Consider the following 13,619-nt stretch of genomic DNA (forward strand, 5'->3'; position numbering starts at 1 on the left):
CACTCAAGCCGGCCCGCTGCCGGCGTCCTACCGTGTCTGGAGTCACCACCATGAATACCCGCATTCCCCCCGGCCCGGGCGCCCTGCCCATGCCGTCGCGCCGCCTGTTCGTTCAGGGTCTCGCCGCTGGCGGCGTGGTTGCCGGCATCGCCGCGGTCGGCGTGCCGCAGCGCGCGCTCGCTGCGGCCAGTGCCGCCCCGCGCCTGGCCGGCGCACCGGCCGTGCTGACCGATACCCGCCTGGAACTGGCCATCGGCGAATCGCTGGCCAACTTCACCGGTCGCACCCGGCCGGCGATCACCGTCAACGGCTCACTGCCGGCACCGATCCTGCGCTGGCGCGAGGGCCAGACCGTGGATCTGTTCGTACGCAATACGCTGGACCGCCACCCGACCTCGATCCACTGGCACGGCATCCTGCTGCCGGCCAACATGGACGGCGTCCCGGGCCTGAGCTTCAACGGCATCGGTCCCGGCGAGACCTACCACTACCACTTCCAGCTCAAGCAGTCGGGCACGTACTGGTATCACAGCCATTCGATGTTCCAGGAGCAGGCCGGCCTGTATGGCGCACTGATCATCGACCCGGCCGAGCCGGCCCCGTACCGGCACGACCGCGAGCACGTGATCATGCTGTCGGACTGGACCGACATGGACCCGGGTGCACTGTTCCGGCGCATGAAGAAGCTCGCCGAGCACGACAACTACTACAAGCGCACCCTGCCCGACTTCGTGCGCGATGTGCGCCGCGATGGCTGGTCTGCGGCGCTGTCCGACCGCGGCATGTGGGGACGGATGCGGATGACACCCACCGACATCTCCGACATCAACGCGCATACGTACACCTACCTGATGAACGGCACCGCGCCGGCCGGCAACTGGACCGGGCTGTTCCGCACTGGCGAGAAGGTGCTGCTGCGCTTCATCAACGGCGCCTCGATGACCTACTTCGACGTGCGCATTCCCGGCCTGAAGATGACCGTGGTCGCTGCCGATGGCCAGTACATCCATCCGGTCAGCATCGATGAGTTCCGCATCGCCCCCGCCGAGACCTACGACGTGCTGGTCGAACCCAGCGGGCAGGATGCGTTCACCATCTTCTGCCAGGACATGGGCCGCACCGGCTACGCGGCCGGCACCCTGGCCGTGCGCCACGGCCTGCAGGCGCCGGTTCCCGCCCGCGACCCGCGCCCGCTGCTGACGATGAGCGATATGGGTCACGACATGGGCGGCGGTCACGGCGGTCATGACATGGCCGCGATGAAAGGCATGGAAGGCGGCTGCGGCGCCAGCATGGGGCACGGCGCGCATGGCGGCGCGACGACCACCGGCAAGGCACCGCAGCACCCGGCCAGCGAACGCAACAATCCGCTGGTGGACATGCAGAGCTCGGCCACCGATCCCAAGCTGGACGATCCCGGCATCGGCCTGCGCGACAACGGCCGCCAGGTGCTGACCTACGGCGCGATGCGCAGCCTGTTCGAGGACCCCGATGGCCGCGAGCCCAGCCGTGAGATCGAGCTGCACCTGACCGGCCACATGGAGAAGTTCTCCTGGTCGTTCGACGGCATTCCATTCGCCAGCGCCGAGCCACTGCGGCTGAACTACGGCGAGCGCATGCGCATCGTGCTGGTCAACGACACGATGATGCAGCATCCGATCCACCTGCATGGCGTCTGGAGCGATGTGGAGGACGCGCAGGGCAACTTCCAGCTGCGCAAGCACACGGTGGACATGCCGCCGGGCACCCGCCGCAGCTACCGCGTGCGCGCCGATGCGCTCGGCCGCTGGGCCTATCACTGCCACCTGCTTTACCACATGGAAGCGGGGATGATGCGCGAAGTGAGGATCGAAGAATGAGACGCTCCCTTTTCTCCCCCAGCCTGCTGGCAATGGCCCTGACTGTCGCACTGCCTGCTTTCGCACAGTCGCACGCGGGCCATGACATGCCCACGCCCGCACCGGCACCGGCGCCGAAGACCAAGCAGCCCACTGCCGAAGACGCGGTTGATCACTCGAAGATGGATCATTCGACGATGGATCATTCGAAGATGGATCACTCGCAGATGGATCACGCGGCGATGGGTCACGGCACGTCCGCACCGACCGAGCCGCGCGAGCCGATTCCAGTGCCCACCGACGCCGATCGTGCCGCCGCGTTCCCGCCCATCGCCCATGGCGCGATGGAGCATGCGCCGGAAATCAACAGCCTGCTGCTGATCGACCGCCTGGAGCACTGGGATGGCAAAAACAGCAACGGCCAGGCCTGGGAGGCCACCGGCTGGATCGGCGGCAACATCAACCGCCTGTGGCTGCGCACCGATGGCGAGCGCAGTGAGGGCCGCACCGAATCCTCGGCGGTGGAAGCACTGTACGGGCGCAGCGTGTCGCCCTGGTGGGATGTACTGGTGGGTGTCCGCCAGGACTTCCGCCCCGCCGATTCCCGAACCTGGGCGGCCATCGGCATCCAGGGCCTGGCGCCGTACAAGTTCGAGAGTTCGGCCACGCTCTATGCCGGCTCCGGCGGACAGCTGCTGGCCAAGGCCGAAGTGGAGTACGACGTGCTGCTGACCAACCGGCTGATCCTGCAGCCGCTGGTGGAGGCCACCGTGGCCAGCAAGGACGAACCGGAGTACGGCATCGGGCGCGGCCTGAACAAGGTCGAGGCCGGACTGCGCCTGCGCTACGAGTTCAGCCGCCGCTTCGCGCCTTACATCGGTATCACCCATGAGCGCAGTTTCGGCGATACCGCCGACTATGCCGGCGACCACGCGCGCGACACGCGCTGGGTAGCGGGCGTGCGCATGTGGTTCTAGTCGGCACAATGCGTGCAGCAGCCGGCCCCGGTTCAGACCGGGGCCGGCTACACTGCGGCACGTTCTTTCGCAGCTTGCATCATGGCCTTGCAGATCCGCCGCGCCACCTTCGCCGACGCTGAAGCGCTCTCAGCGATCGCCATCGCCACCTACACCGAAACCTGGGGCGACTCCTATCCGCCACAGGATCTGCATGCGTTCCTGCACGCACACTACAGCACGCAGCCGCAGCGCATCGAGCTGTCCGATCCACGCAGCGCGGTCTGGCTGCTGCTCGATGGCGATACGGTGGTTGGCTATCTGGCCGCAGGAGCCAACACCCTGCCGCATGTCGACGCCCGCGACGGCGACATCGAACTCAAGCGCCTGTATGTGCTGGCGGCGTACCAGAACGGCGGCCACGGGGCGCGCCTGATGGAGGCGTTCCTGCATTGGCTGGATACGCCGCAGCGCCGCACCCTGTGGGTCGGCGTCTGGGAGGAGAACCTCGGCGCACAGCGCTTCTACGCGCGCTACGGTTGCAGCAAGGCCGGCGAATACGACTTCATCGTCGGCGACAGCCGCGACCGCGAGTTCATCCTGCGCCGGACCTGACGCCCCCGGGATCGCCGCTGCCCCGTGGGCCTGTCAGAAATCGAACAGGTCGGACAGGAAGCTTTCCTTCTTCTTTTTCTTGTAGCCGTAACCGTGCTGGCCACGGTTTTCGTCGTGACGCTGGCCAAGGTGGCGGGTATCGCGGTGCATCACCGGCGGTGGCACTGCCGCCGGTTGTGCCTGTGCTGGCGGCGGTGGCGGCACCGCCGCACCAGCATTGGCGCGCTCGATGATCTTGTCCAGTTCGCCACGATCCAGCCACACGCCGCGGCAATTCGGGCAGTAGTCGATCTCGATGCCATGGCGCTCGGCCATCTGCAGGGTCTGGGTCTTGCACACGGGGCACAGCATCGGCATTGCTCCTGTCAGGTCTGCTCTGGACTCTACCTGCTCTGCGATGACTGCCCGGCAACGCATGACCGATGGCAGGGGGACTTCCGGCGCGTGCCCTGCATCGCGCCGCATCGCACACTGCGGTCTGGTCCCGCATGGAATGCGCTGATGAGTGTCCTGTCCCGCCTGCCGACTGCCGCCCGGATCCTGCTGGTCCTGCTGGGAACGGGCCTGGGGCTGAACGTACGTGACATCGCGGCGGCGCTGGGGCGGCCCATCCCCGGCCTGCCGATCCCCTATGGCGGCAGCCTGCTCGACAACGCCCTGGCGGTGCTGGTGGCCGTGCTGCTGGCCCTGCTGCTGCGTCCGCGCCACATGGGGTTGGCCGAAAGCCTCGGCCTGCGCGGCAACGGGATGCGCGGACCGCTATGGGTGCTGCTCGCCAGCCTGCCCTGCTGGGTGGGTCTGGCCGTGCTCGGCCGACCCAACACGGCGCTGACCGCCCTCGATGCGACGATGCTGGCCGTTCTGTTCCCGCTGGCCGAAGAGATTCTGTTCCGCGGCCTGGGCTTCATTCTGCTGGTGAAGATCGTGCGCGGCCCGTGGCCCTTGCTCGCACTGCCGCAGGCCCTGTTGTTCGGCATGGTGCACTGGCTTGGATTCGGCGGTTTCGATGGCGGTGGGGTGGCGCTGTTCGTCGGCGCAGTGATCGCCTTGGGGGGCTTCGTCTTCGCCTGGCTGGACCGCCTGGATGGCAACACCCTGTGGTGCGGCCTGGCGCTGCACGTGTCGATGAACCTGGCCTGGAACGTGTTCAGCCTGGACGACGCCGTGGCGCTCGGTTGGCAGGCCACCAGCCTGCGCATCGGCACGGCTCTGCTGGCGGTCGCGGTCCTGGCCTGGGGCGTGCGCCGGCGCCGCCGTCTGTAACATCCACGTGGCTTGCCGTGCACGCCGGGATCACTACCGGATTGCGCATACTTGCGCGCCTTTTCACCGTCGCTGTCCGGAGTTGTCGCGTCATGTTGCTGTCCAAGCGCCACGTTGAACCGCGCGTCCTGCTGATCGAGGACGCGGAGGAGACCCGCGAACTGAGCCGCATGGCGCTGGAAAGCCAGGCCTGCCACGTGGTGGGGGTGAGCTCTGCCGAAGCGGCACTGGGCCTGCTGGCCGCCGGCGAGCGCTTCGACCTGCTGTTCACCGACGTCAATCTGGGCCCGATCAGCGGCATTGAAGCCGCCAACCGGGTCCGCGGCCTGCATCCCCAGCTGCCGATCCTGGTGACATCGGGCATGGACCAGCACGCCGTCCTGCCGCAGCTGCGCGACGGCATCCATTTCCTGCCCAAGCCGTACAACATGAGCGAGTTGCTCGATGCGATCCGCCTGTGCTTCCGCCACGCGGATGTGGGCGTATTGACCGGGCCGGATGCACAGGCGGCGTGAAGCATCCATCCACGCCCTGCGTGGATGACCTCCGCCGTCAACCGCTGCTGTACGGCCCGGTGCCCGGGAACACCCTCAGCAGCGCGCGCGTGATCACGTCCGGGTAGACCGTGAAGTGGTCCTCGTCATCGATCACCATGTTCTCCACCTTCAACGAACGCCCGCTGCTGCGCAGCTGCTCGGCGAACTCGGCGTTGTCGCGCAGCATGTCGTTGCGGGTGAAATAACGCGGCTCGGGCTTGACCGTTTCAAAGCTGCCTACCGACAGCACCACCGTGGTCGGCTGCGTCGGCGCCTTGGCCTCCGCCTGCATGCGCGGCACGTGATGATCATCGAACCACAGCGACGGACTGGACAGGATGTAGCTACGGAACATGTCCGGGCGCGTGGTCAGCACATAGGCGCCGAACAGGCCACCATAGGAATGGCCTGCATAGGCACGCCGCGCCGGATCGGTGCGGTAGCGCGCATCGATCATCGGCAGCACCTGCTCGGCAAGAAAGTCGCGATAGTGCGCGGCACCGCCGTAGCTGACGTCATCACTGTAGTCCCGCGGATCGGTACGTGCCGGGTCGCTGGGCGTGTAGTCGCGCGAACGGCTCTGCCTGGAGGTCAGCCCCTCCTGCGGCGGCAGCCCCACCAGGATGAAGTCTTCGATGTTGACGCCCCGCTGCCCCACCATGTGTCGCACGCTGCGTACCAGCGGGAAGCTGTACAGCGCGTCGGTCACGTACAGCACCGGATAGCGCTTTTCCGGATGTGCGGCGTAGTCGGCCGGCAACGCCACCCACACCGGGTAATCGCGGCCGACCGGATCGTGCACGCGCAGCGCCTCGGTATCCGGCAGCACCACACCCGGCGCGACGGTAGACGCGCTTTGCTTTGCCTCACTCTGCGCCGCCGGTGGCGCCACCGACATCGCACAGCCACTTACGGCCAGACAGGCCGCCACACTCCATCCACGCACACGCTGCATCCACACGCTCCCGTTACGGGCGGCGCACCGGATGGCGCCGCTGCCGCATCCTTGCATGCGGTGCACGCCGGTGCCAGTGCGGTCAGGGCGAAGCCGCTGGCGGCGCCGGGAACAGCGTGCGCAGTGCCTGCAATGCGGCCGGGTGATAGATCGTGGCGTGGGTTTCTTCCGGCAGCGGCAGGTACTTCACCAGCGGCGACGGCGACGGCTGTTGCAGCAGCGTGGCCAACTGCGCCGCGGAACTGGCCAGTTCCGGTTGCCCACTGCTGGCCAGGAATACGCGTGGCTTTGCCTGCGTCACCGCCGGCAGCTGCGTGGCTGCGCCGGCCAGCAAGGTGCCACGGTTCCACCACAGGCTGGGATCGAGAGCGATGTAGCTGTTGAACAGCGCCGGTTCCTGCAGCAGTGTTTCAATCACGAACAGGCCGGCCAACGATTCGCCGATCAACGCACGCTCATCGGTGGTCGGGTAGCGCTGGCGCACCTGCGGCATCAGTTCATCGCGCAGGAAGGCGCGGTAGGCCGCCGAACCGCCGATGCGCGGCGCGATCTTCTGGTCCTGCGGGTCCTTGCTGGGGCCGGTCATGTCGCGGCGGCGCTCGGTGTTCTCGATGCCGACCAGCAGGAACGGGCGCATGCTGCCGTTACCGGTCAGCACCTGCACCAGCCCCGCCACATGCAGGAAGTCCTCGCCGATGCCGCCGTCGGGCATGTAGAGCACCGGCAGCGGTGCCTTCGGATCCAGGCCCCACGGCTGCGGGCGGTAGACATTGATGCGGCGGGTCTCGCCCAGCGCCTTCGATTCGAGGGTGAAGGTTTCGCCGATCACCAACGGGGTGGCTTGCGTTGTCCGTGTGGATGGGGCCGGCTCGGCGGCTATCAGTGGCGCGGCGGAGACGGCGGACAACAACAGCGAAAGCACGATGAGGCGCATGGGGAACCCGTCCTGGGAAAGAGGCCGAGCATAGCGCGAGGTCGCTGTAGATCCACGCCAAGCGTGGATGGATCACTGTAGAGCCGAGCCCACGCTCGGCTTGGCCCTGACGCGAACTGCAGCCGAGCATGGCTCGGCTCTACAACACATCGCTCTGGCGCGGACGCCAACATCTCGGTCGTCGCAAATGCACCGATTTTCGAGGGTACGACTCGCAGGCCTTGCCACCGCTGCAGGCGAAAGTCACGCCCATTTTCCACGCGACACATCACGGCATGGTCGCCGCCACCCGCTGTTCTCGACAACTTCCAACGCGATAAACCGGGCGTAAGCATCAACACGTCGCGTACTGTCGCTTGCCGCATCAGATACGCCTGCACCACCATCGTCGCGCGCCTTGGTTCCGCATTTCTCTTCGGAGAATCCTCATTGAAATCCAAGCGCGTGCGTAAACACCATGCAGCGCCACCGACAACGGGTGGCACCGGGCCTGCAAGCCCGTGATGACATTCACGCTGTTGTTTGCGCTCACCGGCCGACGCTGTCTTTGGATGGTGCCGGCGGGTGATCCGTCGGCCGTTATGGCGGGCGGTGCGTGGGGGTTTTCGGACCCGCCGGTTACTGCGTGATGTCATTCCGGCTTGCAGCCACGCATCGCCCGCCACCCGCGCTGCGCGGTGGCACGCCCACGCAAGAGCCGAGGAAGCCGAAATGACCGAACGCCCGCACTATGCTTCATTCGACGCCAGCACCAATGATGACGACAACAATCCATCGCCCGAACTGAGCACCTTCCTGGGCTGCCTGAAACGCATCCGCGCGGGTGAAGGTGCCGATGGTCTGCCCTGGCCTGAGGCCGACGTTTCCCCGGGGCGTGGGGTTGCCCTGTCGCGGGTGGAACGGGCTGCCATCGGCATGCTGACCGTGGCGGAACTGCTGCACGCCGCCGACCGCTGCCGGGAAATGGCCACGCCGGACCGGCATCTGGACGCCGGGGTGGTGGAAGGGCTGTTCTTCGCTTGCCGCAGCCTGGCGGAACTGGTGTGCCGGGATGTGCGGGCCGAGTAGCCCGCTGCTGCAAAGCGGTCCATACTCGGGCCGGACCGGTCCATCGTCATGTTCAAACCTACAAGGAGGTACGCATGTTGAATGCAATGATCGTCGTCGCACTGGCCGCAGGCCCAACCGCATCCGCTCCGTATGGCGACTGCCTGCTCGCTAACCTCCAGCCCGGGCTGTCCGACCGTGCGGTGCAACTGGTGCAGCAGGCCTGCGCCGCGAAGCATCCCGACAGCTTCGCTGCATCAGTGGAACTGGAGCGCAGATACAGCATCCAACGGCAGGCGCAGTTCAGTGCTGATCGTGCCGCAGCGGAGCAGGCCGCGAACGCCGCCGCCCGCGCTGCGAATGTGGCTGCCACCGTGGCGGCGGAACGCGAGGCAGCAGAGGCCAAGGCTGCGACGGCGAAGTAGCCTCCACAGGAGGTGGGGAACGCACCCATTGATCGCTGTCCAAGGAAAGGAATTCCCATGCAGATGACGTCGCTTGCTTTCGGCATCGCGCTGTTGACGAGTGTGTCTGTCGGCCCGGCACTGGTCGGTGCAGACGCCGCACCCGTGAAGGCGCGCACCACCGTGGAATCGCGGACGACCTGGCCAGCAGGCTCCGTCGAGGCCGCGTCCATTCTGGCGTGGGTCAAGGCACGGTCTCCCGGATACGCGCCCGTCACCTCTGGGGGAGAGATTTCTATTGTCCGCAGGCAGATTGAGCCGCAGCCGCTGACTCGAACATCCAGCGGCTCAACTGTGGAGCTGCCCGCCTCAGGGCGGCAGGGCGAGGCGATCACGATCACGAATCGCCAGGCAGATGGCTCCATCGAAACCTGGGCCCATACAGGGATCGACAGCGGGTGGATGCTGGTTGAGTATCACTTCAAGCGCGGCTTCAGCCCCGAGAGCATGAACTAGTCCAGTTCCGCTTTGCACTCCTGTACGGCCCTGGAATGCTCCGCGATCTGCGTCGGATTTTCGTCCAGCATCTCCGCTCCATGCCGCACATGCATCAAAACAGGCCGCCGCAGCGTTGACTGCGCGGTGCTAGGATTCAAGCCACCAGTCCAGGGTCCAACCGTATGAGCAGCTTCAGCTTCTGGCATTGGATGATCGTGCTTGCGGCCGTGCTGATCCCGGCCGGGATCGCCGCTGTCCTTGCCTATGTGCTGTTCCGAAGCCAGAAAGTGAAGTCGTGAGCGACACGCAATCGTCAGCCCCATGCAACGTCTGCGCGCAGCCGCAGAATGGGGCGCAGATGGAGAATGAAGCGCGTTGCCCTTGGCCTTGAGGCGGAGGACGATCCAAAGAAAAGGCGCCCCGAAGGACGCCTAAGTCTCTGAGTGCAATGGTGGGCCGTGTAGGATTCGAACCTACGACCAAAAGATTAAAAGTCACGAGACAACCCGATATCTTTCAAGCCACTACGCTTATCTCCGTTCCGCATACGCGATCAAAACTATCACTTCAAAGCCTTGTGCAACAAAGGGTTAGGAAATTTTTCGGAACGGCCTTGGTCCGCTTAAACACCCTGCCGTAGCTGCTGCAGCGCCGCCCTAACCCGCGCCTTCTGAGGATCCCTCGCCCTGGGCTTGGTCTCTGCCGGCGGCTTGCGCGGCTCCAGCGCTTCCTTGATCCGTGTCAGATCCAGCGCCCCAGACTCAGCGAGGCGCCGCGCCTGTTGCTGCTGCGCACGCGTTGGCGGCAGGCCGGACAGTGGCGGCGGCAGCCGGATCGGGGTGCTGTCCGTCAGCCGGGCGACGGCCTCGCGCAGGGGAAGGTCGGGATGTAGCCTGGCCGCGCACCAGCGCTCGGAATACCGTTTCGCCTGCCGGACGCTCGCCGCGCGCACTTTCTTCACTTGCCACATCTTCTGGCCTTCCATCCACAGGCGCACGCCGGCACCACCATCGGAAGCAGCGCTGGCTGTCTCTCGGCCGTTTTACCAGAGCGCCCAGCACTCACCGGTCTGGACCCAGCCAGAGGGCATCGGGGCACCAAGAGATACGCCTCGACCCGCAATACTGAACGAATAATAAATATCCGCAAAGGGTGACCTGGGGGAATCCATGCTTAACAACGTTCTATTAGGTGAAAGTGGCATGGGTTCTCCGCCTTCAGCGCAATAGCTCGGTAAATCGAAAAAATCCTGCCGGCGGAGATGACCACCTAGTTCCATTTGACGAAACTGCCCAGAGCCCGCATGAAGAAATCCACAGCAATAGCCCTCGCTGCTTTCACAATTGCTTGCCTCAGCGCAATAGCTGCTCTGCATTTCTCTGGTGACGATCAGAGAACGCTCAAGACCGATGAAACACGCATCCCTCTCCGCAACAACAATGAGGCCGCACCGAAGTCTTGGCCCAACATCGAAAGATTGGTGAGTGAGCGAAAGATATCAGCTCATGCAGCAAGACCCGAAATGGGTAGAGCATTCTCAATCAACCGAAGCGGACCGATGCGCCCCTCAGGGAACGCCCTCGATTATGCAGAAAGTCTGTTTCAAGCAGCGCAATCGGGCGACGCCGTAGCATCGTACGACATTTTCCTGGCGACGTTAGATTGCAGCAATCAACTCCGAAATGTCGGAAAATCCTATCAAGAAATCGACGCCGGAGAAAAATCAACACCCATGAAAAACACTGCAGCAGAAGACAGAAAAAGCCTACTCGAATGCGAGGGATTACTCACGAGCGACAAGTTTCAAAAGACGAACTGGCTGGAAAAAGCGGCCCAACAAGGATCGATCGAGGCGATGATCATGTACCCCATCAACCCAGACCATGCGCTAGGCGATCCGCAGGAGTACGCGATGAAACCAGAACTAGTTCAGAAATGGAAAGACGACTCTATAAACTATCTGAAGCTGGCCGCAGGACTAGGGAGCACCGACGCACTGTATAGCCTTTCAGACGTATACGAAAACGGAGTCATTGCACCCGCGGACCCCGTAGAGGCCTACGCATACAGGCTTGCAGCAATAAAATCGACGAGGGCGGCAGACAGCCAAGTGGATCAAATAGAACTTGCCAAAAATCTTACGGACTCCCAACGAGAGCAAGCCAAGTCACGCAGCCAGCAAATCATAATTAACTGCTGCTCACACTAATACAACCAGAGCCTCTTGAATCATGGATAGAACCTCAAGAAGAAAAGTAAATGTCGCCATCCTTGCGACCCTCTCATCAGCAGCACTGATAGTTCTGGCCTACACCGCGTTCGCGTCACAACCCGCCCGATGGGGGCCGATCTCCTGCCATTACTGCACCATGCAGATGCCGTATGCTCACCCCGGAGTCGAATCTGTCCTTAAAAGGTTTGTAGCGGATCCATATCCAAATCAAATTTCTTTTTTCGCAAGGCAAGTCGAAATTGGCGACGTAATCACGGTGTGCTCCCAAACCGTGTGCATCGACTACCAACTAAATCAATCTCGGAAATTTGAAGGCATAAAGTCAAGACCTGTCGAGACGCTGAGTGACGCTGATAGCGTTGGCGGCGTTGGCTCCGGCAGTGGTCGTGGCAGTGGCCAGGGCGTAGGTAGAGGCGGCGGATCCGACATTGGCGGCGGTAGCTACGGCGGAGGTGGAAGAACGGGAACCGTAACAGTTGGCCCCGGCGGACCGGTTCCGAAGCTGCCCAAAGGCTCACAAGAAATTTAGTGCCAAGAAATTGCTGAGGCGGCTGTTTTCAGGCCGCCTTTCATCATCAATCAGAATATCCTTAACAACTTTTCCAGCTGACAAACAACCCCCTATGGAAATCGCCATTTTTTGCGCAGTAATCGCATTAACTGCTGGGCTCCTTGGTGCGACTCCCCGCAAGGCGTCCTTAATGGGTGCGATCATGGCGTTCGCCTCTGGTTTCATCGCATTTAGCGTTGAGAATGGATTCACGGATTGGTTCGGACTCTACCGCGTCTCGGTCTTCGCGCTGCTGTTCGCTCTGCCCGCTGCAATCATGTCATTCACTGTCGCCAAACTTAAGCGACAGGGTTGATCTTTGGAGAGCAGTTACACAGATCACCCGGCCCAGCCTCAGATACGTGACGGTGACCTGGGCGGAGTGGCACATGAAGCAATTCAATTACTTTCAGCTTCCGCAACGCGTGACCATGTAGACGTCTACCGGTAGCGCTTGGCCTTCACGCAAAGCCAACCCGCTCCAACTACAAGGACCGCCAGCATCCCCCACAGGAATGCGAGCGCCGCCCACCAAGCTAACGTGGGATCTGCGCCCCGTAGTACGAAGAATTTCGGAGTACTGGTGCCTTTGGCAATCAACGCTATTGCCCGTTATCACGGCTGCACATCAGCACGACGGCGGCCCCCTGTTCTCCGCCGCGTTCCAGCAGTCTCTGGTAGTGCTAACAGAACAGATTGCAGGCGGATAGACTCCGCCTTGATAGCTATGCAGCGAGCACGTAGGGCTCGACAAGGCGGACGAGCATATCCATCGCGGTGGCGTTGTCCTCTGCACCACGCTGGCTGAAACCGGTCCAATCGGCACGGACCATACCGCGCAGTTCTGCCGGCTCAACAGGTAGCCAGCGCATCGGCCAGAACGGAAGCCGTCGTTGACCAACTCTTCCTCGCTGTAACTCGACAATTCCGTGATGGCTGGTTGCGCCTAGAACCCTGGAATAGGCGACCGAAAGGCCATCCTCCGGTCCCTCCAAATACTGCATGAAGCGTTCGCCGTCGAAGAGGAGGACCCCCGTGACTCCTGCGTCACGGTTAAACCGAGCTGCATCGTCTACCACTTTGTCCAGCTTTCCGTTGGACAAGCCGAGCTTGTCACCAGCGAGCACGTCGCTCGCTTCGCTTACATATACAACCGCCCGAATGGGCATGCACACCGCCTTGGTGAGCAACAACCCTATCAGCCGCAATGGAACTTCCAGGTGAGATAAACGCGATCTGCGAAACGATTCAGTAAAACGTGATACTGAACGGGGATGCTCATCACATAGTGACGGCAACGATCAGGGCAGTATCGGCAAAAATGCTCGGTACACCGCAATGCCCGATACAGGACTTTTCTACATTCTCGCCCTTGATGCAACACGAGATTGCGACGGCAGCCTTGACCGCGTAAATGCCGTCAGCCTGCGTTGCAACCACTGCAAGCACATCACCCATACGAAGGTGCCGGAGCTGGAGACAATGCCAGGCGGCACTCTGCTCGCATGTGCGGGGTGCGGGGAAAGACAAGCCGTGAGTAACGCTCGGCTGGTGGAATGTGACCACATCCTAGGTGCTGGGAGTCCATCCCCCCAAGCCGCCTGATCTGCCAGGCCGCCGGCCTGTGTTCGTAGACGGGGCTGATTGTCATCGAAGACCCGGCACAGCGCGGGAAGCCGGCCGGGTCCGGATTGAGCCAGGCGTCCACGCGCTCTCTGCGTACTGCCCCGTCTCAAAGGACGGGGCAGTAAACAACTGCTCAGAACCGGTAACCCAGGCCCAGCTGCACG

Annotated in this window: 16 protein-coding genes; 10 read left to right on the forward strand and 6 right to left on the reverse strand. The window is 63.3% G+C overall.

Annotated features, from left to right (window positions below):
• The first annotated feature begins 50 nt into the window (after nt 1–50).
• The 3 genes from AC06FB_RS11265 to AC06FB_RS11275 all read left to right on the forward strand — a co-directional run bounded on the left by AC06FB_RS11265 (nt 51) and on the right by AC06FB_RS11275 (nt 3,409).
• Nucleotides 51–1,859 (forward strand): copper resistance system multicopper oxidase, encoded by a 1,809-nt coding sequence (locus AC06FB_RS11265; RefSeq protein WP_065182602.1) that lies wholly within the window; start codon nt 51–53, stop codon nt 1,857–1,859.
• Nucleotides 1,856–2,815 carry a copper resistance protein B gene (locus tag AC06FB_RS11270; RefSeq protein ID WP_478053704.1) on the forward strand — a complete coding sequence of 320 codons (960 nt, stop codon included), beginning with the start codon at nt 1,856–1,858 and terminating at the stop codon, nt 2,813–2,815. Before AC06FB_RS11265 ends, AC06FB_RS11270 begins: the two co-directional genes overlap by 4 nt.
• An 81-nt stretch (nt 2,816–2,896) precedes the next feature.
• Nucleotides 2,897–3,409, forward strand: a complete 513-nt coding sequence (locus tag AC06FB_RS11275) for a GNAT family N-acetyltransferase (protein ID WP_164153086.1) — start codon at nt 2,897–2,899, stop codon at nt 3,407–3,409.
• 33 nt (nt 3,410–3,442) lie between these two features.
• On the opposite strand, the gene AC06FB_RS11280 is transcribed toward AC06FB_RS11275, so the two are convergent.
• Complete coding sequence (locus AC06FB_RS11280) at nt 3,443–3,760, reverse strand: TFIIB-type zinc ribbon-containing protein (RefSeq protein ID WP_053520162.1); 318 nt, start codon at nt 3,758–3,760, stop codon at nt 3,443–3,445.
• Nucleotides 3,761–3,910: 150 nt separating this feature from the next.
• Between AC06FB_RS11280 and AC06FB_RS11285 the strand changes: the two genes are divergently transcribed.
• Together AC06FB_RS11285 and AC06FB_RS11290 are read left to right on the forward strand one after the other, a co-directional pair.
• Complete coding sequence (locus AC06FB_RS11285) at nt 3,911–4,672, forward strand: CPBP family glutamic-type intramembrane protease (protein ID WP_478053705.1); 762 nt, start codon at nt 3,911–3,913, stop codon at nt 4,670–4,672.
• 92 nt (nt 4,673–4,764) lie between these two features.
• Entirely contained in the window at nt 4,765–5,187 is a 423-nt protein-coding gene (locus tag AC06FB_RS11290; RefSeq protein ID WP_065174769.1) for a response regulator, read from the forward strand.
• 37 nt (nt 5,188–5,224) lie between these two features.
• On the opposite strand, the gene AC06FB_RS11295 is transcribed toward AC06FB_RS11290, so the two are convergent.
• Nucleotides 5,225–6,163 carry an alpha/beta hydrolase gene (locus tag AC06FB_RS11295; protein WP_128990233.1) on the reverse strand — a complete coding sequence of 313 codons (939 nt, stop codon included), beginning with the start codon at nt 6,161–6,163 and terminating at the stop codon, nt 5,225–5,227.
• An 82-nt stretch (nt 6,164–6,245) separates the two neighbouring features.
• The gene (locus tag AC06FB_RS11300) at nt 6,246–7,097 is read right to left on the reverse strand and encodes an alpha/beta hydrolase (RefSeq protein ID WP_478053706.1); all 852 of its coding nucleotides are present in this window, start codon (nt 7,095–7,097) and stop codon (nt 6,246–6,248) included.
• Between the two features lie 711 nt (nt 7,098–7,808).
• Here AC06FB_RS11300 and AC06FB_RS11305 point away from each other — a divergent pair.
• The 3 genes from AC06FB_RS11305 to AC06FB_RS11315 all read left to right on the forward strand — a co-directional run bounded on the left by AC06FB_RS11305 (nt 7,809) and on the right by AC06FB_RS11315 (nt 9,064).
• Nucleotides 7,809–8,165 carry a hypothetical protein gene (locus tag AC06FB_RS11305; RefSeq protein ID WP_461289557.1) on the forward strand — a complete coding sequence of 119 codons (357 nt, stop codon included), beginning with the start codon at nt 7,809–7,811 and terminating at the stop codon, nt 8,163–8,165.
• Between the two features lie 74 nt (nt 8,166–8,239).
• Entirely contained in the window at nt 8,240–8,569 is a 330-nt protein-coding gene (locus AC06FB_RS11310) for a hypothetical protein (protein WP_164153082.1), read from the forward strand.
• 57 nt (nt 8,570–8,626) lie between these two features.
• Nucleotides 8,627–9,064: a hypothetical protein gene (locus AC06FB_RS11315; protein WP_253120277.1), complete on the forward strand. Its 438-nt coding sequence runs from the start codon at nt 8,627–8,629 to the stop codon at nt 9,062–9,064.
• 604 nt (nt 9,065–9,668) lie between these two features.
• Here the strand turns inward: AC06FB_RS11315 and AC06FB_RS11320 are convergent.
• On the reverse strand, nt 9,669–10,043 hold the full coding sequence (locus AC06FB_RS11320) for a hypothetical protein (protein WP_258391188.1): 375 nt from the start codon (nt 10,041–10,043) through the stop codon (nt 9,669–9,671).
• A gap of 306 nt (nt 10,044–10,349) precedes the next feature.
• On the opposite strand from AC06FB_RS11320, the gene AC06FB_RS11325 reads away from it, so the two are divergent.
• Nucleotides 10,350–11,255, forward strand: coding sequence for a hypothetical protein (locus AC06FB_RS11325; protein ID WP_478053707.1), 906 nt, complete (start codon nt 10,350–10,352; stop codon nt 11,253–11,255).
• A 647-nt stretch (nt 11,256–11,902) separates the two neighbouring features.
• Nucleotides 11,903–12,145 (forward strand): hypothetical protein, encoded by a 243-nt coding sequence (locus AC06FB_RS11330; RefSeq protein WP_181452125.1) that lies wholly within the window; start codon nt 11,903–11,905, stop codon nt 12,143–12,145.
• A gap of 409 nt (nt 12,146–12,554) precedes the next feature.
• Here AC06FB_RS11330 and AC06FB_RS11335 read toward each other — a convergent pair whose 3' ends face one another.
• Nucleotides 12,555–12,998 carry a BLUF domain-containing protein gene (locus AC06FB_RS11335; protein WP_111186743.1) on the reverse strand — a complete coding sequence of 148 codons (444 nt, stop codon included), beginning with the start codon at nt 12,996–12,998 and terminating at the stop codon, nt 12,555–12,557.
• Between the two features lie 112 nt (nt 12,999–13,110).
• Complete coding sequence (locus AC06FB_RS11340; RefSeq protein ID WP_220083905.1) at nt 13,111–13,287, reverse strand: hypothetical protein; 177 nt, start codon at nt 13,285–13,287, stop codon at nt 13,111–13,113.
• Between the last annotated feature and the right edge of the window lie 332 nt (nt 13,288–13,619).

This window comes from Stenotrophomonas sp. Steno-C15 (assembly GCF_056393265.1).

Excerpts from the sequence above, each read along its gene's own strand:
- AC06FB_RS11265 (WP_065182602.1), top strand. The coding sequence starts at position 51 with ATGAATACCCGCATTCCCCCCGGCCCGGGCGCCCTGCCCATGCCGTCG.
- AC06FB_RS11290 (WP_065174769.1), top strand. The coding sequence starts at position 4,765 with ATGTTGCTGTCCAAGCGCCACGTTGAACCGCGCGTCCTGCTGATCGAG.
- AC06FB_RS11310 (WP_164153082.1), top strand. The coding sequence starts at position 8,240 with ATGTTGAATGCAATGATCGTCGTCGCACTGGCCGCAGGCCCAACCGCA.
- AC06FB_RS11325 (WP_478053707.1), top strand. The coding sequence starts at position 10,350 with ATGAAGAAATCCACAGCAATAGCCCTCGCTGCTTTCACAATTGCTTGC.
- AC06FB_RS11270 (WP_478053704.1), top strand. The coding sequence starts at position 1,856 with ATGAGACGCTCCCTTTTCTCCCCCAGCCTGCTGGCAATGGCCCTGACT.
- AC06FB_RS11300 (WP_478053706.1), bottom strand. The coding sequence starts at position 7,097 with ATGCGCCTCATCGTGCTTTCGCTGTTGTTGTCCGCCGTCTCCGCCGCG.
- AC06FB_RS11305 (WP_461289557.1), top strand. The coding sequence starts at position 7,809 with ATGACCGAACGCCCGCACTATGCTTCATTCGACGCCAGCACCAATGAT.
- AC06FB_RS11295 (WP_128990233.1), bottom strand. The coding sequence starts at position 6,163 with ATGCAGCGTGTGCGTGGATGGAGTGTGGCGGCCTGTCTGGCCGTAAGT.
- AC06FB_RS11335 (WP_111186743.1), bottom strand. The coding sequence starts at position 12,998 with ATGCCCATTCGGGCGGTTGTATATGTAAGCGAAGCGAGCGACGTGCTC.
- AC06FB_RS11280 (WP_053520162.1), bottom strand. The coding sequence starts at position 3,760 with ATGCTGTGCCCCGTGTGCAAGACCCAGACCCTGCAGATGGCCGAGCGC.
- AC06FB_RS11340 (WP_220083905.1), bottom strand. The coding sequence starts at position 13,287 with ATGGGTGATGTGCTTGCAGTGGTTGCAACGCAGGCTGACGGCATTTAC.
- AC06FB_RS11315 (WP_253120277.1), top strand. The coding sequence starts at position 8,627 with ATGCAGATGACGTCGCTTGCTTTCGGCATCGCGCTGTTGACGAGTGTG.
- AC06FB_RS11330 (WP_181452125.1), top strand. The coding sequence starts at position 11,903 with ATGGAAATCGCCATTTTTTGCGCAGTAATCGCATTAACTGCTGGGCTC.
- AC06FB_RS11285 (WP_478053705.1), top strand. The coding sequence starts at position 3,911 with ATGAGTGTCCTGTCCCGCCTGCCGACTGCCGCCCGGATCCTGCTGGTC.
- AC06FB_RS11275 (WP_164153086.1), top strand. The coding sequence starts at position 2,897 with ATGGCCTTGCAGATCCGCCGCGCCACCTTCGCCGACGCTGAAGCGCTC.